Genomic DNA, 20,716 nt, shown 5'->3' with positions numbered 1-20,716 from the left:
AAGACTTGACCGTAGCGACGACGGCCGGGACCACACGGTTTTGCCGTACGCGGACAACCCTGCTTCGCCAAGAGGCTTCGCAGGGCTTCGGCGCCGTTCGTACAACGCGGCTTGCGAGACGCTCACGGGGTTCGGCTCAATCCATCGCCCCGCCCTGCGACCCGCATCCGCGACGACGCTGCCCACGTCCACCGCAGCCCGATCCGCGGCTCGTGACGACGTACGACCGCCCCTTTTCGCCGGATCAGGATGGGCGCAACATACGACAAATCCGAATTTCGGTAAAGTGGAATATTTTGGATGGGCAGGATTGACAGCCAGGCGAAACAGGCGCGGTGGGGCGCGCCCCTTGGCGCGAGCCCGGAATCCATTCACCCTCACAGCGCGCGGCACGATGGATTCTCAGGTGCGCAATTGCGCACCATAGCTCGCGCTTCGCGCGCCCCGGCATGACGATCGGGGCTTGTTGTCCCTGATATTGCTTTGCTCCATCCCGGCTACAGCCTTGACATCCACCCCACTTCCACGGCTGTTGGGTGCGCCGGACCATCGAACTGCCCACGAGGACACTCCATGCGCACCACATCGGTCGGCGTCTTCAAGATCGCCACCAAGGGCCCCGGCGATGTCTCCGGACTGATGCGGCTGATCCAGCAAGGCACGATCGATGCCAGCTCGATCCTGGCGATCCTCGGCAAGACCGAGGGCAATGGCGGCGTCAATGATTTCACCCGGGAATATGCCGTCGCGGCGCTGTGCAACGCGCTGGCGCCAAAACTCGCGCTGACACCTGAAGCGGTCGAGCAGCGCATCGCCTTCGTGATGTCGGGCGGGACCGAGGGCGTGCTCAGCCCGCACCTCACGGTGTTCACGCGCCAGCAGGTCGAAACGCCGCCCGCCGGCATCGCCGGCAAGCGGCTGAGCATCGGCATGGCACAGACCCGCGATTTCCTGCCCGAGGAGCTCGGCCGTTCCGCACAGATTGGCGAGACCGCGAGGGCGGTGGAGGCCGCGATGGCGGATGCCGGCATCAGCGATGCCGCTGATGTTCATTTCGTCCAGATCAAATGCCCGCTGCTGACCAGCGAGCGTGTCGAGGCGGCCACCGCGCGCGGCCACAAGACGGCGACGATCAGCGCCTACAGCTCGATGGCCTATTCGCGCGGCGCCTCGGCGCTCGGTGTTGCAGTCGCGCTCGGCGAAATCGCGTCAGACATCCGCGATGAGGACGTGCTGCGGCGCTACGACCTGTTCTCCAAGGTGGCCTCGACTTCTTCAGGGATCGAGCTGATGCACAACGTCGTCATCGTGCTCGGCAATTCGGGGACCTCCGCGAGCGAATTCGAGATCGGGCGCGCCGTGATGAGCGATGCGATCGACGCTGCCGCCGTGACCGAGGCGCTGGACAGCGTCGGACTTGGCAAGCAGCCAGAAGCAGGCTGCGAGCTCGTCAACGTCTTCGCCAAGGCGGAGGCTTCGCCTGATGGCACCGTGCGCGGCCTCCGCCACACCATGCTCGAGGACACCGACATCAGCTCGACACGTCACGCCCGGGCAGCCGTCGGCGGCCTGATCGCCGGCCTTGCCGGGACCAGCGCGGTTTACGTCTCCGGCGGCGCCGAGCACCAGGGCCCCGCCGGCGGCGGGCCGGTTGCGGTGATCGCGCGGCTCTCCGGTTGAGCGGCCACCCCTCCGCCCGGCGCAACCCTGCCCTTCGCGCCGGCTCAGTTGATTCACGCGGGCCCTTGCGAAAAAGGTGAAGCCGCATCTTAGGAGATTTTGACTTCATGACTTTGCCGATGAGCTGGAACGAGTGGGCGCAGCACGATGGCGCTGGTCTTGCGGCGCGCGTCCGCAAGGGCGAGCTGACGGCAAAGGAGCTGGCACGGCAGGCCGCGGCGGCCGTCGCCAAGGTGAACCCGACGCTGTCGGGCGTGGTCGAGCTGTTCGATGACGTGATCGCCGATCCCGCCAAGGACGGCGCCAATCTCGCAGGTCCCTTTGCCGGCCTGCCGTTCCTGATGAAGGATCTGGGGCCGACCATGAAGGGCCGGCTCCAGGAAATGGGCTCGCTGCTGATGCGCGGCAATCGCGCGAGCGCCGACACGTTCCTGACCGGCAAATTCCGCCAGGCAGGACTCAATCTGATCGGACGCACCACGACGCCGGAATTCGGCGTGTGCTCTTCGGCCGACAATCCCGCTGTTTACGTCACGCGCAATCCCTGGAATACCGATTACACCACCTGCGGCTCGTCGGCGGGCAGCGCCGCGATGGTCGCCGCCGGCGTGGTGCCGATCGCGCACGCGACCGATGGCGGCGGCTCGATCCGCATTCCCGCCGGCGTCAACGGCAATATCGGTCTGAAGGTCTCGCGCGGCGTGTTCTCGCTGGCGCCGCATATGTCCGACCTCACCGGCCTCGTCTCGATCCAGGGCTGCCAGTCGCGCACGGTGCGCGACACCGCGGCGTTCGTCGACCACGCCCGCGGGCCCGCGCCCGGCGAGTTCATGCCGTTCTGGACCACGGCGCAGCCTTACAGCGAGATGATCAAGCGCGATCCGTCCAAGCTGCGGATCGCGCTGTCCCACACCTGGGGCGACTACACGGCGACATCAGAGATCAAAGCCGAGCTGGAGAAGACCGGCCGCTTCCTCGAAGGCCTCGGTCATCATGTCGACTACGCGCTGCCCGAGCTCGATTTCCGCGCCGCCTTCGCCGCGCAGACCACCTGCTACATCTCGAACTTCTCGGTGGTGATCTCCAACATGCTCGCCGCACGCGGGCTGGAGCGCCCGCCGGAAGACGTGATCGAGCCGATGAACATCCGGATCTGGGAAGCCGGGCTCCACACCAGCTTCGCCGAGCGCGCCAAGATGCAGGCCGTGTTCAACGCGACCTCGCGCGGCTTCGGCAGCTTCTTCGAGCAGTGGGACGTGATCCTGACGCCGATCACCGCGCTACCGACGCCGAAGGTCGGCACCAAGCAATACCTCACCATCTCCGACAATCCTGATGTGCTCGACTGGTTCGACAATCTCTGGCGCTTCTTCGCCTTCACGCCGCTCGGCAATCTCTGCGGCATTCCGGCGATCTCGCTGCCGATGGCTGCCCAAGATCACGGCCTGCCGCTCGGCATCCAGGCAATCGCCAAGCAGGCCAATGACGGCCTCCTGCTGCAACTCGCCGCCCAGATCGAGCGCGCGCTGGACGGCAAGTGGAACGGCGGCAAGAAGCCGAAGGTGTATGTCGGCTGAGGTAGAGCCGGCCTGTGTAGCTTCGTAGCCCGGATGGAGCGAAGCGCAATCCGGGGACGGCGGCAAGATTCCCGGATTACGCTTCGCTCCATCCGGGCTACGCACCCTATCTTCTAAAATGTCTAAATGTCGGCCCTAGTTCTTCACCGCGGGGATCGCGTCCTCCGGCTGCTGCTGACCGAGCTTGAGCATCGCGAGCGCCTTGTCGAGCGCTTCGCGCAAGGCCAGCGCCGCGGCCGCGCTGCAGCGTAAGTGCGCGGTCTGGACCACGTCGACCCTGACGGCGGCGCCGACCGGCATCAGGAGATTTGCGGCCAGCTCGATCTGGATGGCGCCGTTATGATGGCCGAAGCAGGACGCGCCGTCGAAATAGATGATCGGCGCCCGCTCCGAGCTCGAGGTGGAAATGGTGACGGGCCCCTGGTCGGCGGCGGGCGTTTCGGGATCGGCCATGGGGGTACTCCTCGCGAGGCAGGGAACGGAGGCCCACCATCGTTGCTTCAGCGGGCGCTGTCGAGGCCTAACCTGCCCTGCCAGCTTTGCATGCGGGATTTTGCGCGGGGCCTCGACTGGTCTAGAACATCACCATGTCCAACTCATCGACCTCACTTCCGTTCGAGGAACTTGCCGAGGCCATCAAGGGCCGCCGTTCCGATTACGGCCATATCAGCGGGCTCCAGCTCGACCGGTTCGCGCCTGGCGAGGCCTGGTCGAGCCTGCCCTACCGCCCCGTCTTCGTCGGCGACACCGAAACCGGCGTGCTGCATGGCGGCGTCGTCACCGCGATGCTGGACGAGAGCTGCGGCATGGCGGTGCAGCTGGCGCTCGACGGCACCAGCGCGATCGCAACGCTGGATTTGCGCATCGACTACCAGAAGCCGGCGACACCTGGGCTCGCCATCAAGGCGCATTCGGTCTGCTACCGCACCACACGCTCGATCGCCTTCGTGCGCGCCACGGCCTACCAGGAGTCCGAGGACGATCCGGTGGCGACCGCCACCGCCTGCTTCATGATCGGCGCCAACCGCACCAACATGCTGGCGGACCGCCGCATGGACACGCGCAGCATTCCGACGCTGGAGGCGCCTGATGATCCGGACGGCCCGTTCGCGAGCAGCCCGTTCGCGCGCGCCCTCGGCATTCGCGTCAATGATGACGGCACCCTGACCATGCCGTTCTCGCCAAGGATCATCGGCAATCCGATCCTGCCCGCGATCCATGGCGGCATGACCGGCGCCTTCCTCGAGACGACGGCGATCTTTGGCGTGCGGCGCGAGCTCGGCATCGCGACGCTGCCGAAGCCGATCGGGCTCACCGTCAACTATTTGCGCTCCGGCCGGGCATTGGACACCATGGCCAACGTCTCGATCGTGAAACAGGGACGGCGTATCGTCGCTTTCGAGGCGCGGGCCTGGCAGGACGATCCGGCCAAGCCGATTGCGTCCGCCTTCGGTCATTTCATGCTGCGTCCGACGCCCGGCAGCGACGAGGAATAGGCGTATTTGACTTGACGGAACGGGCTTGACGTCGAACGTTGGGGCCTCACCATAGCGCGTTCCATCGAGAGGTATTTGCTTGCGGCATCCGATCGACATCGTCGCCATGTTTGCCGCCATCTGGCTGCTGGCCTCGATGGTGCTCGACGCGGTGACGCCGAAGGAGCTGACGGCGGTCATGATCGCGATTGCGATCGCGCCCGCCATCGTCATCACCGCCGTGTTCTACTATCTGCGCTGCCCGCGCACGGATTTCGCGGTGATGTTTGCAGCGCTCTGGCTGATCTCCGACATCGCCATCGCCTTCATCTCGCCGAAGGAATTACCGCTCTGGCTGCTGCTGCTCGGCTTTGTGCCGGCGGCGCTGATCGGCATCGTGCTGCACTGGCAGCGCTTCCAGCGCCGCCATGAGCAGCTGCCGGCGCCGTCGGTAAAGCGCGGCTAAGGGTTGTTCACCTCTCTCGAACGGGGAGAGGTGAATCAACCCCTTCGGCCCAGATCAACGCGACAGCAGGTTCGTCTTCGCGAGGTCGATCACCTCGTCGCCGCGGCCGCTCATCACGGCGCGCAGCACCCAGAGGCTAAAGCCCTTGACCTGCTCGGCCGTGATGGTCGGCGGCATCGACAGCTCCTGCTTGGCGGTGACGACATCGAGCAGCGCCGGGCCGTTATGCGCCAGCATCTCCTTCATCGCGCCGGGGAGCTCGCCGGGGTCCTCGACGCGCCTTGCAAAGATGCCCATTGCGCGCGCCATCGCCGCGAAATCAGGATTCTCCAGATCGACATTGGTGTCGACGAAGCCTGCGGCCTTCATCTCCAGCGCGACGAAGCCGAGCACGCCATTGTTGAAGACAACGATCTTTACCGGCAGCTTTTCTTGCGTCAGCGTGATCAGATCGCCCATCAGCATGGTGAAGCCGCCGTCGCCCGACAGCGAGATCACCTGGCGGCCGGGCTGGGCGGCCTGCGCGCCGATCGCCTGCGGCATGGCGTTGGCCATCGAGCCGTGCACGAAAGAGCCGATCAGCCGGCGGCGGCCGTTCATGGTGAGGTAGCGCGCCGCCCACACCGTGGGCGTGCCGACATCGGCCGTGAACACGGCGTCGTCGGGGGCCTCGTCGCTGATGACCTTTGCCAGATATTGCGGGTGGATCGGTTTGCTGCCGGGCGTACCCTTCGCAAGTGAGTCCAGGCCTTCGCGCGCCTTCTTGTAATGTGCGATGGCATCGTCGAGATGCCTGCGCTGCGTCTTGGTCTTGAGCAGCGGCAGCAGCGCTTCGATGGTGAGCTTGACGTCGCCGACGACGCCGAGATCAATCTTGGCACGCCGTCCCAGGTTTTCCGGACGGATGTCGATCTGCGCGATCTTGGCGTCCGTGGGGAGGAACTGCTTGTAGGGAAAGTCGGTGCCGAGCATCACCAGGGCGTCGCAGGCGTGCATGGCGGCATAGCCGGAGGAGAAGCCGATGAAGCCGGTCATGCCGACGTCGTAGGGGTTGTCGTATTCGACATGCTCCTTGCCGCCGAGGGCGTGCACGATCGGGCTCTTCAGACTTTCTGCAAGCTGCATCAGCGGCACATGCGCGCCGGCGCAGCCGCGGCCGCAGAACAGCGTGATACGCTCGGCGCCGTTGAGCAGATCGGCGAGCGCCTTCAGCTCGGCAGCCTGCGGCACGACTTTCGGCGCGGCGAGCGCAAGCCCGCGGGCCGTGGAGATCGCGCGCTTCGGCGGTGAGCGAAACGCGACATCGCCGGGCATCGCGACCACGGCAACGCCGCGCAGGCCTACGGCCGCGCGGATCGCATTCTCCAGCACGAAGGGGAGCTGGCTCGGATCGGAGATCAGCTCGCAATAATGGCTGCATTCGCGAAACAGGCTTTGCGGACGGGTTTCCTGAAAGTAGCCGCCGCCGATTTCTGCCGACGGAATCTGCGCCGCGATCGCCAGCACCGGCACGCGGCTGCGATGCGCGTCGAACAGGCCGTTGATCAGATGCAGATTGCCCGGGCCGCAGGAGCCGGCGCAGACCGCAAGGCTGCCCGTCATCTCGGCCTCGCCAGCGGCCGCGAACGCCGCGACCTCCTCATGGCGGACGTGGATCCATGCGATGGTGCCGCGGCGGCGCAGCGCCTCGGTCAGACCATTCAGGCTGTCGCCGACAATGCCGTAGATGCGCTTGACGCCGGCCTGTTCGAGCGTTGCCACGAACAGATCGGCTATGTTGTTGATCGCCATGTCGGTCTCCTGATCTCGCAAGTTACGCAAGATAGGACAACGCACCAGCGTGACGGCATCACGGCTTGTTTATTGCCGCGTCAGTCTTTCGCAATCGCCCGATCATAGGCCTCGATCGTCACCTTCGCGCGCGCGGCGACATCGGCGGCCGACATGCCGGGCTTATAGAGGCTGGAGCCGAGGCCGAAAGCGGTGACGCCGCCCTTGATGTACTCGGCAAAATTCTGATCGGAGACGCCGCCGACCGCGGCGATCATCACGCCTGCGGGCAGCACGGCGCGGATCGCGGCGATGCCGGAGGCACCGAGCACGCTCGCCGGAAAGAATTTCAGGCCCGATGCACCGGAGCGCGCCGCGAGCAACGCCTCGGTCGGCGAGAACACGCCGGGCAGCGTCACCATGCCGTGCTGATGCGCGCGCGCCAGCACGTCGACATCGACATTCGGCGAGACCATCAGCTTGCCGCCGACGTCGTTGAGGCGATCGACATCTGCCGCCGACAGCACCGTGCCGGCACCGATCAGCACGCCTGATGGCGCGAGCTTTGCCGCAAGGCCGATGGAGCGGAACGGATCGGGCGAGTTCAAGGGGATCTCGATCGCGGTCATGCCGGCTTCGATCAGCACGCCGACGACGGCCTCGGTCTCCTCCGGCTTGACGCCGCGCAGGATCGCGACCAGGGGCCGCTGCATCGACGGAAAGGGAACGCTCATCGCAAAGATCCTTCTACTTCGTCCAGATCGCAGCAGCCGCCATCGACAGGCCGCGGCGCACCGCTTCATCGGCATCGATCGGGTTCACGGCGACCTTCAGCGCGTCGAAGGCCTGCCGGTAGAGCGCCGCAAGGCGACCCGACGCAATCAGCGTGATGCCGGCCTTCGGCACGCTGCCGGAAAGACCCGCCGCCAGCTCCGTGCCGATCAGCGTGCCCGACAACGTCTCGCGCGCGGCGGCCGGCGTGCCGCCGAACAGCAGCTGCCGCGATCGCGCCGTGAAAAGGAGATTGGCCGCGAAGGCCGGCGCCGCGAACGCGGCTTTCACGGCCGTCTTGAAACTCGCGATGTCCTCGGCTTCATCGGCGCCGGCGACGGCGAGCGACAGGATGGTCTCGCGCGAGACGACGCTGAACAGCTCGCCGGTCATGAAGGTGGAGAAATGCGCGACGGTGCCGTCCTTGACCCGCACCCATTTGGAATGGGTGCCGGGCATGCAGACCAGTGTCTCGCCTGCGGCCTCGAGACCGAGTGCGCCGAGCAATTGCGTCTCCTCGCCGCGCATCACGTCGGGGGCGACTTTGTCGCGCTGTGCGATGCCGGGCAGGATGCGGATGTCACGCGCCGCGCCGGGAACGCGCGCGGCCTGCTCCAGGATCGCCGCGAGCGGCGCCGGCGTGTCGACATAGCCGGCCTCGACCCAGCCGGTCTTGGCGCCGGCCATGCCGCAGACCAGGACCGGCAGATGATCGGGCGCGCTCACGGCAGCAAGATGCGCTTGCAGCACGCCGGGGAAGCCGGCCTTGGCCGCCGCCAGCATGCCCTCGTCGCTGCGGCGCTCGGCGAGCACGCGTCCGGAGCGATCGACCAGCCAGAGCCGGAAGCTGCTGGTGCCCCAGTCCACCGCGACATAAGCGGGTTCGGTCATTTCGAAACGTATCCTCGTCTCACGGCTGAGACGCCGTCTCACGACAACGCGACGGCATCCCGGCAAATCTGTCCCGGGAATATCGGCAATTGCGGCCCTAAACCAGCGTTTTCTCGCAAGGTCGGGCATCGGGCGCGCTGGCACACCGCTTGCTGAAGCTGTTCCTGTTCACGCCAGCGAACGCGCAGCAAGACGCGTCAACATCAGATGAGGAAACCCATGGAGATCGGCTATTTCACGATGCCTTCGCATCCGCCGGAGTGCGGGTTGAAGGAAGGACATGACTGGGACCTGCAGGTCATGCGCTGGCTCGACGAGCTCGGCTATCAGGAGGCCTGGGTCGGCGAGCACCACACCGCGCCCTGGGAACCCAATCCCACGCCGGACCTCTTGATCGCGCAGGCCCTGATGCAGACCAAGCGTATGCGGATCGGACCGGGCGGCTTCCTGCTGCCCTATCATCACCCGGCCGAGCTCGCCAACCGCGTCGCCATGCTGGACCATCTCTCCGAGGGCCGGCTGAATTTCGGTGTCGCAGCTTCGGGGCTGCCGAGCGATTGGGCGATGTTCAACGTCGACGGCATGAGCGGGCAGAACCGCGACATGACGCGCGAGGCGCTGGAGATCATCCTGAAGCTGTGGACCGAGCCCGCGCCGTTCACCCACAAAGGAAAATTCTGGACGGTGACCAAGCCGGACACGATGTTCGATTTCCTCAAGCCTCACATCAAGCCGTTGCAGGCGCCGCATCCGCCGATTGGCGTCGCCGGGCTGTCGAAGAATTCGGACACGTTGAAGCTCGCGGGCGAGCGGGGCTTCATCCCGATGAGCCTCAACCTCAACCCGGCCTATGTCTCCAGCCATTGGGACTCGGTCGAGATTGGCGCCGCGAAAACCGGCCGCAAGCCGAACCGGCAGGACTGGCGCCTGGTGCGCGAGGTGTTCGTCGCCGACACCGACGAGGAGGCCTGGAAGCTCTCGACCGGCGACATGATGGGCCGGATGATGAGCGAGTACTTCCTGCCGCTGCTCGGACATTTCGGCTTCAAGGACTATCTGAAGCACGCCCCTGACGTACCCGATAGCGACGTCACGGTCGAATATTGCGCCAAGCGGAACTGGGTCGTCGGCTCGCCTTCGACCGTCGCCGAGAAGATCGAAAAGATCTACGACGAGGTCGGCGGCTTCGGCGTGCTGCTGGTGTTCGGCTTCGACTACAAGCACAAGCCGGAGGCCTGGCACCACTCCCTCGCGCTGCTGAAGAACGAGGTGATGCCGCGCCTGACGCATCTCGGCTCCGCGAAGAAGGCAGCTTGACGCATCGCGGGTGCGGCGTGAACCTGCCGCACCCGCCTCTGTTTCGGAGATTTCGCGTGAGCGTCGACGCAAAGGATTTCAAGCAGGCGATGCGCCAATGCGCCGGCGCAGTTGCGCTCGTCACTGTCGGGGCCGAGCATGGCAAGCGCACCGGATTGACGGTGACGTCGGCGACCTCACTGTCGGATGATCCGCCGTCGCTGATCGTCTGTGTCAACCGCAACGCCAGCGCGCACGCCCGCATCCGCGAGGAAGGCGCGTTCGCGATCAACTTCCTGCATGAGGATCACGCGTTGCTGGCGCTGACCTTCAGCGGCCAGAAGGGCGTCAACGGCGACGATCGCTTTGCGTTCGGCCAATGGACGCGCGGTGTTACAGGCGCGCCGGTTTTGACGGACGCTGTCGCGGCGTTCGATTGCGTGCTGGCGCGGGAGTTCGAAACGAAGACCCACTCGATCTTCGTCGGCGAGGTGCGCAGCGCGACGCATTCGGCCGCGGCCGCGCCGCTGGTTTACTTGCGCAGCAGTTTCCACACGCCGCAGGAAATCCGCGAGACCGTTTCAGTCGGGGATCTCGATTCACGGCATCTGAGCTGGACGGATTTTTCGTGAGGGGAGCGCCTCTCGCCGCATGCGGTTGGACGTTACCGCGCGGTCTCGATCTTCAGCTGCTTGATCTTGCGGTACAGCGTGGCGCGGCTGAGCTTCAGCGCCCGGGCGGCTTCGGTGACGCGGCCGCTGTGCTTGCGGAGCGCCTCGATGATCGTGGCGCGCTCGGCCGTTGCGAGATCGGTCTCCACAGTTCTCCCGCCGAACGGCGGCAGGTCGAGATCGGCATCGGTGATGACGCCGTCCTCCGCCGTGCAGCCGGCGAGGCGCAGCACGTGGCGGAGCTGGCGCATGTTGCCGGGGTAGGGATAGGCCGAGAGCCGCGCCCAAGCCTCAGGCGAGAGGCGGCAGTTCGGCGCCTCCTCGCGCGCGATCTTGCTGATGATGTCGTCGCGGTCGGCGCGGTCGCGCAAGGCGGGCAGGTGCACCTCCATGCCGCGCAGGCGGAAATAGAGGTCGGCACGGAAAGCCCCCTCCTCCGCCATGCGGCCGAGATCGCGATGGGTGGCGCTGATCAGGCGGATATCCACCGGCACGGGCTTGAGCGCGCCGAGCGGCCAGACCTCGCGATTCTCCAGCACGCGCAAGAGCCGTGTCTGCAACGGGATCGGCATGTCGCCGATCTCGTCCAGGAACAGCGTGCCGCCATCGGCCTGCACGATCAGGCCCTTCGAGCCGTCGCGCCGCGCGCCCGTAAAGGCGCCGGCCTCGTAGCCGAACAGCTCGGCGTCGATCAGGCTCTCCGGCATCGCCGCGCAGTTCAGCGCGACGTAATTGTTGCGCGCTCGGTTGCTGGCGGCGTGAATGGCGCGCGCGAACACGTCCTTGCCGACGCCGGTCTCGCCATGCAGCAGCACCGGCAGATTATGATCGCCGATGCTCTTCAGGCGCTTCACGCTCTTGACCATCCCGGGATCACGCCCGGCCAGCCGATGCAGCGCGTCGACGACGGGTGCATCGTGACGCAGCGGGGCAGATCTTGCGCGCAGCGGCGGGGAGACATGGCTCTGGCCCAGCGGCCGGCCATCAGCGCGGCGCAGCTCGACGATCTCGTCCGCGTTGCGCGTATGATCGTGCTTGATGTAGCGCGCCAAATCGATGCCTGAGGCAATCAGGCCGTCGGTGAGACCCAGCAAGGCGCGCGCGGAGCGGCAGGCGCCGACGATACGGCGGTCATCGTCGTAGGCGAGCAGGCCGCTGCCGCCATCGCCGGGCACGGTCGCGATCCAGGCATTGCGGAAATGATCGCGGAAGATCGCGCCTTCCATCCGCCGGGTCGCTTCCATGGTCACCGCGAGCGCGAGCTGATGCGCGGCCCGCTCGAGATCCTCGCGGCAGGAGGTGATGTTCACAGCGCCGGCGAGGCGCCCGGCCTGGTCGAACAGCGGCGCCACCGCGCAGGAGAACATGTGCCACTGCGCGCGAAAATGCTCGTCGCGATGCACCAGGATCGGCTTCTGCTCGGCGAGGCAGGTGCCGAGGCCATTGGTGCCCTCGAAGGTCTCGGCGAAGTTCGAGCCGGTATAGATCTTCCAGTCCATGAACATCCGCGCGTCGGCCTCTCCAGGCAGGCGGCTGAACAGCATGGTCGCGTTGGCATCGGCCAGATTGACGCAATAGCCGGCGTCGCGCAGCACGCGGGCGAGATCGTCGAGCTCGGGCGTCAGCAACCGGATGGTCTCCTCCATCGGCTCGGCGACGTGACGGATCTCGGCTTCGGTGAGCGTCTGCGGCGGGCCCAGACGGGCGGGATCGAGCTTGTGGCTGATCAGGCAGCGCCGCCAGGAAATTTCGATGCGCGAGGAGGCATCGACGTCGGCCAATTGATTGGCCACGGACAAGACACGGGCGACATGGTTCGAGGCCGAAAGGCTGGCCATCGCGGCGTCTCCACCCTGTAGTATTGTGCAAAGTCTGGCACCACAGGCGGGGATGTCAATCAGGAACCGGGAACGCCGCTATTGCTGCACCGCCCTCACCACGTGTCGATGCACGGCCGCTTCTTCGTCGTCCTCGGCTCGGGCTTCGGCACGGACCGCAGCCCCGCCATGATCCAGCGCCGCGTTTCGGCGGGATCGATAACGTTGTCGATCTCGAACACCGAGGCGATCGAGACCGCCTTGCCGTTGGCATAGAGCTCGGCGACCTTGTTGCGGTAGTAAGTCTCGCGCTCCTCGGGATCGGCGATCGCCTCCATCTCCTTGCGGAAGCCGAGGCGGACATAGCCCTCCAGGCCCATGCCGCCGAACTCGCCGGTCGGCCAGGCCGCGGTGAAGAAGGAGGCATGGAAACCGCCGCCGATCATCGACTGCGCGCCAAGGCCGTAGCCCTTGCGCAGCACGATCCCGAACAGCGGCACCGTGAGGCTCGCGCCCGTGACGAACATGCGCGAGACGTGGCGGACGATCGCGGTCTTCTCCGCTTCCGGGCCGACCATGAAGCCGGGCGTGTCGCAGAGCGAGGCGACAGGCAGATCAAAGGCATCGCAGAGCTGGAGGAAGCGCGCCGCCTTGTCGCCGGCATCGGCATCGATGGCGCCGCCGAGATGGCGCGGATTGTTGGCGATCAGGCCGAACGGTTTTCCTTCGATGCGGATCAGAGCCGTGATCATGCCGACGCCGTAGTCGCGCCGCAGCTCCAGCACGCTGTCCTTGTCGGCGACGAGATCGATCACGCTGCGGATGTCGTAGACGCGCAGACGGTTCTCGGGGATGGCGCGGCGGAGCAGGCGTTGGTCGGCCGCTTCCCAATCCTTCACTGCGCCCTGAAAGTAGGACAGGTATTTCTGCGCGACCGAGGTCGCCTGCTCCTCGTCCTCGACGAGAATGTCGATGACGCCGTTCGGGGACTGGAACGAGACGGGGCCGACCTCGGCCGGGTGATAGACGCCGAGCCCGCCGCCCTCGATCATCGCAGGGCCGCCCATGCCGATCGAGGCGTTCCTGGTGGCGATGATGACGTCGCAGCAGCCGAGCATCGCGGCATTGCCGGCGAAGCAATAGCCCGAGACGATTCCGATGACAGGCACGAGGCCGGAAAGCCTTGCGAACTGCACGAAGGACGGACCATCGAGGCCGGTCATGCCGAGCCGGTCGGTGTCGCCCGGCCGGCCGCCGCCGCCTTCGGCATAGAACACCAGAGGCACGCGCCAGTCTTCCGCAAGCGTCAGCATGCGGTCGATCTTCTTGTGGTTCATGTGGCCCTGCGTGCCCGCGAGCACGGTGTAGTCATAGGCCAGGACGATGCAGCGCGCCCCCTCGGGTCCGAACTTCTCGGCGTTGACGGTGGCGAGGCCCATGATGAGGCCATCGGCCGGCGTGTTCTTGATGAGATCGTCGAGCTTGCGCCGGCGCCGCTGCGCCGCGATGGCGAGGCTGCCATACTCCATGAACGAGCCGTCATCGACCAGCTGCGCGACGTTCTCGCGCGCGGTGCGCTGGTCGGTATTGCGGCGGCGCTCGACCGCGGCCGGGCGGTTTTCATCGAGCGTGTTGGCCTGGCGCGCAATCAGCTCGGCGAGATCAGGGCGGATGTGGTCGAGATCGATGTCGGTCTCGACAGCCGCGTGATCGGCCGCCACGTCGAGCGGCTCCAGATAAAGGATCGGCTCGCCATGCAGCAGCGTGACGCCGTCGCCGGCCGCGAGCTTCATGACGCGGCCACCCTGCTCGGCCATGACGAGATGCTCCATCTTCATGGATTCAATCACGGCGAGCTGCTGGCCGGGGCGCACGATCTCGCCCTCCCTGACCTGAATGGTAACGATGGTTCCCTGCAGCGGTGCGGCCACCATGACCGCGCCCTCGGGCACCACTTGTGCCACGTGCGCCCCGGCGGCGTGTGCACCGCCGTGCTCGGTTGCGGCAAAATAGAGCGGCTTGGCGGCGCCTTCGGCCGCCTCGACCAGCTTGGCGATGTTGCGATCGATGAAATCGGTCGCGATGCGGTTGGTCCGGAAATCGGGATGCGCCAGCACCGCCTGGAGAAAGGCGATGTTGGTGACGACGCCCTCGATCCGGAACTCGCGCAGTGCGCGCGAGGCCTTTGCGACCACGTCGTGCCAGGACTCGCCCGGCGTATGCACGATGACTTTTGCAAGCAGGGAATCGAAGGCCGCGCTGGTCTTGTAGCCGGCATAGCCAAAGCTATCGACGCGGACGCCGGGGCCCGATGGCGGTTCGAACACCGCGAGCACGCCGCCGGTCGGATGCGTCGCGCCCGTCTCGTCCAGCGTCTCCATGTTGACGCGCAGCTGCATCGCGTAGCCGCGCGGCTTGGGAATCGCGCCTTGCGCGAGACCGAGCGTTGCCAGCGACGAGCCCGCGGCAATCGCGAGCTGGGCGCGGACGAGGTCGAGGCCGAGAACCGCCTCCGTCACGGTGTGCTCGACCTGGAGCCGCGGATTGGCCTCGATAAAGGCAAAACTGTCCTCGGCGGTGCCGTCGATGAGGAATTCGAAGGTGCCGAGATTGTCATACGATGCCGCAGCCGCAAGCTGCTTCGCGGCCTCGATGATACGGCCGCGCAAGCTGTCACTCAGTGACGGGCTCGGCGCCACCTCGATCAGCTTCTGGTGCCGGCGCTGGATGGTGCATTCGCGCTCCCAGAGATGCGAGATCGCACCGTGACGGTCGCCGATGATCTGCACCTCGATGTGGCGTGCCTGCCGGATCAACCTCTCGGCATAGACGCCGTCGAAGCCGAACGCCGCCTTGGCCTCGGACTGGCAGCGCGCATAGGCCTCGGCGAGATCGGCGGCGTTCTCGACGACGCGCATGCCGCGGCCACCGCCGCCCGCCATCGCCTTGATCACGATCGCCGCATTGCTGCCGAGCGAGGTGAAGAACGCCGAAATCTCCTCCAGGCTCGAGGGACCGCTGGTGCCGGCGATGACGGGCACGCCGCAGCGCTTTGCCAATTGTCGCGCCGCGACCTTGTCGCCGAACAGCTCCAGCGCGGCCGGTTTTGGTCCAACGAAGGCGATGCCCGCGTCAGTGCAGGCTTTTGCGAATGCCGCGTTCTCGCTGAGAAAGCCATAGCCGGGATGCACGGCATCACAGCCCACGCTCTTTGCCGCCTTCACCACCGCCTCGATGTCGAGATAGGCCCTTGCGCCGCGGCCGGGGATTTCGACCGCCTCGTCCGCGACGCGCACATGCAGCGAGAGCGCATCGTCAGCGGGATGGATCGCGACCGTGGCGATCCCGGCATCAGCCGCGGCGCGCGCGATGCGGATGGCGATCTCGCCGCGATTGGCGATGAGAAGTCTTTTGAACGACATCGTCTCTCTCGCTCAGACTGCGGCAGGCTGGTTCGGGTTGAGATCCTGCTTCTTCACCTTGCCCGTCGCGGTCAACGGCAACGCCTCGATGATGCGTATCTCCGGCACCTTGTAGACAGCCATGCGCTCGGCGCACCAGGCGCGAATGTCCTCGGCGGAGATAGTGCCTGATGCCTCCGGCTTGAGCTGGATATAGGCTACCGGCACTTGCCCTTTGTCAGGATCGTCGCGCCCGACCACGCCCGAGCCCAGCACCTTCGGGTGCTGTCCCAGCAGCGCCTCGATCTCCGGCGGAAACACGCTCATGCCCTTGACCTTCAGCATCTCCTTGCGGCGGCCGAGGAAGTGCAGAAAACCATCCTTGTCAATGACGCCGATGTCGCCGGTGCGCAGCCAGCCGTCGATCAGCGACTCCGCGGTGGCCTCCGGCCTATTCCAGTAGCTCTTGAGCAGTGACGGCGTCCGCACGCGAATCTCGCCTTCCGCACCGAGCGGCAGCAGCGCGCCGGTCTCGAAATCGGTGATCTTGAATTCGGCGCCGGGGACCGGCAGGCCGACGAAGATCGGCTGGTTGTTGAGATCGAAATCGTCGTCCTGAAAGCCCGCCGTGAAAGTGTTCGACGTGTGGGTCTCCGTCATGCCCCAGGCCGCCTCCATCAGGATGGTGCCGGTGAGGTCCTTCCAGCGCTTGCGATAATCGGCATTGAGCTTCTTGACGAAGGAGACCACGCGAACCTGCTGCAGCGATGACAGGTCGAACTCGCTCCAGCGCGGATGGTCCATCAGTTCGACCGCGCAATCGACCGGCATTGCCGTGATCGTGACCTTGTACTTGTCGATCGCGGCCATCGCGCCGACGGCGTCCCAGCGAGCCAGCAACACCAGCGTCCCTCCGGCGAACAGCGGGAAGATCAAGCCGGCGTTTTCGCCGGCGATCCAGAACTCCGGAAAGAACGACAGGGAGACGCTGCTCTCATCTGATTGCATCGAGACGCCATAGTTGGCGGCGGCCGTATAGACCATGTCGCGGTGGGTATGGACGCAGCCCTTGGGCATGCCGGTGGTGCCGCCGGTGTAGTTGAGCGCGGCGACCTCATCGAGGCCGGGCGGCGGCAGCGGCGTCGGTGCGGGCAGCGCGGCAAGCGCCGGCAACAGGTCGATCGCGCCTGCGACCGCGATGCGCGGCGTGCGGATCGACTCCGGCGTCGGAAAGGCCGGCGTTGCCGGCACGACATCGGCAAAGCTGGTGACGATGATCTCGCGCAGCTTCACCTCGCCCCTCACCTGCTCGACGACTGAGATCAGCTGATCCAGCGCCACAATCACTTCCGCCTGAGTGTCGTTGAGCTCGTAGGACAGCTCGAACGCACGCGACAGCGGGCTCACGGGAACATGGACGGCGCCGAGCTTCAAAATGCCGAAGAACACGACGTGGAATTGCGGGCAGTTCGGCAGGAACACCGCGACGCGGTCGCCCTTGCGCACACCCTTGGCCTGCAGCAGCGCCGCAAAGCGCTCGCTCTGCTGGTCGAGATCGGCATAGGTCGTGACGTGACCGTAGAAGATCACCGCCGGGCGCGTCGGGCTCTGCTTCGCCCAGGCGCGCAGATATTCCGTCAGGGGAACTTCGCCATGCAGATAGTTCGGCGAGCGCGGCAGGCCCTTGGGCCAGGCCTTCTCCCACAGCCCGTGCAAGGTGGCGAGGTAGTCCTTTTCGTTGAGGCCTGCACTCATGACGTCTTTCCCGGTGCTTTTTCTTTTCTGGCACAGATGTGCCTTATCGACGTGATTACACGTCGAGCACGGCGAACGTCATGTCAAGACAAACAGTTCATCCGCATCACGGGCGATGCCGTGACGCGGAAAAACGCCGAGCAGATGCGCGCGTCAGGCCGCCCGCACGCCGGAAACGAAGGCGCTGACCTCGTTCTCCAGCGATTGCAGTTTCTCGGCGAGCCGTCCGCTCGATTGCAGCACGAGGCCTGCGGCCTGACCGGTCTCGGCCGTCGCATCGGTGACGCGGGAGATGTTCTGCGAGACCTGGTCGGTGCCGGACGCTGCCTCCTGCACGCTGTGGGCAATTGCCTGCGTCGCGGCGCCCTGCTCCTCGACCGCGGCCGCGATCGACGAGGAGATCTCGTTGACCTCCATGATGGTGGCGCGGATGCTCTCGATGTTGCCGACGACCTGGTTGGTCTCGGCCTGGATCGCGGTGATCTGCGCGCCGATCTCGTCGGTGGCCTTCGCGGTCTGGCTCGCCAGCGACTTCACTTCGCTCGCGACCACTGCAAAGCCCTTGCCGGCCTCGCCGGCGCGCGCGGCTTCGATCGTCGCATTAAGCGCGAGCAGGTTGGTCTGCGAGGCGATCTGGTTGATGAGATCGATGACCTCACCGATCTTGTGGGCGGCCTGCGCGAGCCCCTGCACGGTGTCGTTGGTACGCTGGCCGTCGGCGGCCGCCTTGTCGGCGACGGTCGCCGCCTGCGCGACGCGCTGGCTGATCTCGGTAATGGAGGCCGACAGCTGTCCGGCGGCGGACGCCACGGTCTGCACATTGTGCGAGGCCTGCTGGCAGGCGGTGGCGACGAAGCTGGCGCGCTCGGTCGCCTTGTCGGCGGTCTCCGACATGCCTTGCGCGGCCTGCTGCATCGCGCGCGCCTCGTTGAAGACGTCGCGGACCACGGCGTGGACGCTCGCCTCGAACTTGCCGGCGAGATCGGCCATGGTCTTGCGCTTCTCGTCGTCGGCCTTCTGCTTGGCTTCCTGCTGCTCGGCATGCATCCGGCCCACGGCCGACGCATTGTCCTTGAACACGGCCAGCGCCTTGGCGAGGCCGCCGACCTCGTCGGCGCGGTCGGTGTAGGGCACCTCGAACGCGCTGTCGCCGGCTGCGAGGCGTTCGGTGAGGTCGGTAATTTTCGCCAGCGGCCGGGTCACGCTGCGGCCGATCACGAAGGAAGCGCCGAGCACGAGCACGAACACCGCCAGACAGACGAGGCCAAACGTCATCGCATCCTGGCGGAACACGGCGTCGACGTCGTCGAGATAGATGCCGGTGCCGATGATCCAGCCCCAGGGCGTAAAGCCCTTCACATAGGAGATCTTCGCGACCGGCTGCTCGAAGCCGGGCTTCGGCCAAAGATAGCTATAGAAGCCCGCGCCCTGTTTCTTGACGACGTCAACGAAGCCAACGAACAGCGCGTTGCCGGACGGATCCTTCATTCCGGCGAGATCCTTCCCGTCAAGCTCGGGCTTGATCGGGTGCATGATCATCTTCGGGGCCATGTCGTTGATCCAGAAATACTCGACCTTGTCGTAGCGAAGGCTCTTGATCTCCGCCATGGCGCCGGCCTGCGCCTGCTCGCGCGTGAGCTTTCCGTCGCTCTCGAGCTTCTGGTAATGCGCGAGGATGCCGTAGCCGACATCGACCATGTGCTGGGTCTTGGCCTGGCGGTCGGCAATCATCTGGCTGCGCAGGGTCGACAGCGCGATCGGCGCCAGCGCGATCATGCCGACGAGGCTGATGCCGACAATGAGGACCAGCTTGAAACTGATGCGTGAGAAAATCATCGGTGCTCGCAAGATTTGGCGGGGAGATATGCCAGATTATCCCGCTCCCCCTTAGCAAAGCTTTAAGCATTCGGGTTCCCGAGGCGGATCTTCTGCGAATCGCCGGCACCGAACCAGATCAATGCTGTTGGTTACGCCTGGCGGCCGCGCTTGCCGAGCACGAGGTCGATGGTGTGGGTGGCGATCTTGCGCAACTGGGGCTCGTCATCGAAGGCGCGTTCGAGCACGGCGAGGCCGCGCGTCACGGTGATGATGTGCAGCGCAGCGGCGGCCGGGTCGCCGCTGAACTCGCCGCGCCCGGCGCCTGCCTGCAATAGGTCCTGAACCAGCGTGGTGATGCGCGATATCAGGTTCGCAAAGGCCTTCCGCGCGTCCTCCTCGAGCCCTTCACCTTCGGCCGCGCCAAGCTCCATCAGCGCGCGCGTGGTCGGACAGCCGCGCGGCGGCGAGCCGGAGCGGAAATTGGTGATGGTGAGGTCGAAAAATGACGTCAGTCGTTTGCGCAATGAGCCGGTGGCAAGCGCCTTTTGCAGGGCGAGCAGGTAGTCGCCGGCGTAACGCTCATAGGCCTGGAGGAACAGCGCCTCCTTGCTGCCGAAGGCGTTATAGAGGCTGCCGCGCTGAACGCCTGAAGCGCGCGCGATGTCCGACAGTGAGGCGCCGCGCACGCCTTTGCGCCAGAACTGATCGAACGCGATGCGCAGGACCTCGTCGGAATCGAATTCGCGCGGCCTCAATGGACACTCCCAGTATTTGACACGACGTCAAGAATGTGATTTCTGGACATCGTGTCAAAAACCAGGCGGGATTGATAGCCCGTTTCGCCAATGGGCCGAACGACCGGCGCCTGCATGCGCCTGGCCGATCGTGCCTGCATGCCAAGGGACCAGCGATGCCTCTGCTTCATATCTCGATGCGCGCCGGAAAGCCGGAGGCTTATCGGCAGGCAATTCTCGATAGCCTCTATCGCGCCATGCGCGAGGCGCTGAACGTGCCTGATGGCGACGAGTTCATGACCATCAGCGAGCTATCGCCCGCGAACTTCCGCTGCGGCAACGCCTATGGCGTCGCACGCAGCGACGACGCCGTGCTGATCCAGATCACCGTGTTCGCCTCGCGGACGCCTGAGCAGAAGAAGGCGCTGTATCGCCGGATCGCCGAGCTGCTTGGCGACAACCCCGGCATTCGCCCCGAGGACGTGTTCGTCAACGTGCTCGACGCGCCCGCGGAGAACTGGTCGGTCGGACATGGTATCGCGCAGTTTGCGTGACCGCTAAGGACCTGTCACCTTCTTGAGAATTGCGGAATGA

Annotated in this window: 16 protein-coding genes; 7 read left to right on the top strand and 9 right to left on the bottom strand. The window is 65.8% G+C overall.

Features of this window, described 5'->3' with window-relative positions; all coding sequences use genetic code 11:
- Window positions 1-573: 573 nt before the first annotated feature.
- Together HYH07_RS23185 and HYH07_RS23180 are read left to right on the top strand one after the other, a co-directional pair.
- Window positions 574-1,680, top strand: coding sequence for a ring-opening amidohydrolase (locus HYH07_RS23185; protein ID WP_220004664.1), 1,107 nt, complete (start codon window positions 574-576; stop codon window positions 1,678-1,680).
- Window positions 1,681-1,787: 107 nt separating this feature from the next.
- Window positions 1,788-3,257, top strand: coding sequence for an amidase (locus HYH07_RS23180; RefSeq protein ID WP_220004663.1), 1,470 nt, complete (start codon window positions 1,788-1,790; stop codon window positions 3,255-3,257).
- A gap of 135 nt (window positions 3,258-3,392) precedes the next feature.
- Here the strand turns inward: HYH07_RS23180 and HYH07_RS23175 are convergent, their stop codons facing one another.
- A complete protein-coding gene (locus HYH07_RS23175; protein ID WP_220004662.1) occupies window positions 3,393-3,710 on the bottom strand; it encodes a hypothetical protein in 318 nt (105 codons plus the stop codon).
- A 134-nt stretch (window positions 3,711-3,844) separates the two neighbouring features.
- Between HYH07_RS23175 and HYH07_RS23170 the strand changes: the two genes are divergently transcribed.
- Window positions 3,845-4,753 carry a PaaI family thioesterase gene (locus tag HYH07_RS23170; protein WP_220004661.1) on the top strand — a complete coding sequence of 303 codons (909 nt, stop codon included), beginning with the start codon at window positions 3,845-3,847 and terminating at the stop codon, window positions 4,751-4,753.
- A gap of 79 nt (window positions 4,754-4,832) precedes the next feature.
- Complete coding sequence (locus HYH07_RS23165) at window positions 4,833-5,198, top strand: hypothetical protein (protein WP_220004660.1); 366 nt, start codon at window positions 4,833-4,835, stop codon at window positions 5,196-5,198.
- Between the two features lie 54 nt (window positions 5,199-5,252).
- Here the strand turns inward: HYH07_RS23165 and poxB are convergent, their stop codons facing one another.
- From poxB to HYH07_RS23150, 3 genes are all read right to left on the bottom strand, one after another.
- Window positions 5,253-6,989: a ubiquinone-dependent pyruvate dehydrogenase gene (gene poxB, locus HYH07_RS23160; RefSeq protein WP_220004659.1), complete on the bottom strand. Its 1,737-nt coding sequence runs from the start codon at window positions 6,987-6,989 to the stop codon at window positions 5,253-5,255.
- Between the two features lie 80 nt (window positions 6,990-7,069).
- Window positions 7,070-7,702: a 2-dehydro-3-deoxy-6-phosphogalactonate aldolase gene (locus HYH07_RS23155; protein WP_220004658.1), complete on the bottom strand. Its 633-nt coding sequence runs from the start codon at window positions 7,700-7,702 to the stop codon at window positions 7,070-7,072.
- A gap of 13 nt (window positions 7,703-7,715) precedes the next feature.
- On the bottom strand, window positions 7,716-8,630 hold the full coding sequence (locus HYH07_RS23150) for a 2-dehydro-3-deoxygalactonokinase (RefSeq protein ID WP_220004657.1): 915 nt from the start codon (window positions 8,628-8,630) through the stop codon (window positions 7,716-7,718).
- A gap of 219 nt (window positions 8,631-8,849) precedes the next feature.
- Here HYH07_RS23150 and HYH07_RS23145 point away from each other — a divergent pair, with 219 nt between their 5' ends.
- Both HYH07_RS23145 and HYH07_RS23140 read left to right on the top strand, forming a co-directional pair.
- Window positions 8,850-9,947, top strand: coding sequence for an LLM class flavin-dependent oxidoreductase (locus HYH07_RS23145; RefSeq protein ID WP_220004656.1), 1,098 nt, complete (start codon window positions 8,850-8,852; stop codon window positions 9,945-9,947).
- A gap of 56 nt (window positions 9,948-10,003) precedes the next feature.
- Window positions 10,004-10,558 carry a flavin reductase family protein gene (locus tag HYH07_RS23140; protein ID WP_220004655.1) on the top strand — a complete coding sequence of 185 codons (555 nt, stop codon included), beginning with the start codon at window positions 10,004-10,006 and terminating at the stop codon, window positions 10,556-10,558.
- Window positions 10,559-10,590: 32 nt separating this feature from the next.
- Here the strand turns inward: HYH07_RS23140 and HYH07_RS23135 are convergent, their stop codons facing one another.
- The 5 genes from HYH07_RS23135 to HYH07_RS23115 all read right to left on the bottom strand — a co-directional run bounded on the left by HYH07_RS23135 (window position 10,591) and on the right by HYH07_RS23115 (window position 20,143).
- Window positions 10,591-12,435 carry a sigma-54-dependent Fis family transcriptional regulator gene (locus HYH07_RS23135; RefSeq protein ID WP_220004654.1) on the bottom strand — a complete coding sequence of 615 codons (1,845 nt, stop codon included), beginning with the start codon at window positions 12,433-12,435 and terminating at the stop codon, window positions 10,591-10,593.
- A gap of 95 nt (window positions 12,436-12,530) precedes the next feature.
- Entirely contained in the window at window positions 12,531-15,836 is a 3,306-nt protein-coding gene (locus tag HYH07_RS23130) for a carboxyl transferase domain-containing protein (RefSeq protein WP_220004653.1), read from the bottom strand.
- 12 nt (window positions 15,837-15,848) lie between these two features.
- Window positions 15,849-17,570 (bottom strand): AMP-binding protein, encoded by a 1,722-nt coding sequence (locus HYH07_RS23125; RefSeq protein WP_220004652.1) that lies wholly within the window; start codon window positions 17,568-17,570, stop codon window positions 15,849-15,851.
- 153 nt (window positions 17,571-17,723) lie between these two features.
- On the bottom strand, window positions 17,724-19,406 hold the full coding sequence (locus tag HYH07_RS23120; RefSeq protein ID WP_220004651.1) for a methyl-accepting chemotaxis protein: 1,683 nt from the start codon (window positions 19,404-19,406) through the stop codon (window positions 17,724-17,726).
- A 131-nt stretch (window positions 19,407-19,537) separates the two neighbouring features.
- Window positions 19,538-20,143 (bottom strand): TetR/AcrR family transcriptional regulator, encoded by a 606-nt coding sequence (locus HYH07_RS23115; RefSeq protein ID WP_220004650.1) that lies wholly within the window; start codon window positions 20,141-20,143, stop codon window positions 19,538-19,540.
- A 155-nt stretch (window positions 20,144-20,298) separates the two neighbouring features.
- On the opposite strand from HYH07_RS23115, the gene HYH07_RS23110 reads away from it, so the two are divergent.
- Window positions 20,299-20,676, top strand: a complete 378-nt coding sequence (locus HYH07_RS23110; protein ID WP_220004649.1) for a tautomerase family protein — start codon at window positions 20,299-20,301, stop codon at window positions 20,674-20,676.
- Window positions 20,677-20,716: the final 40 nt, after the last annotated feature.

Source organism: Bradyrhizobium sp. BR 10261 (genome assembly GCF_019455395.1).
Taxonomy (GTDB): domain Bacteria; phylum Pseudomonadota; class Alphaproteobacteria; order Rhizobiales; family Xanthobacteraceae; genus Bradyrhizobium; species Bradyrhizobium manausense.
Note: the sequence above shows the minus strand (reverse complement) of the source record. Positions and strands in the feature narration are given on the sequence as shown.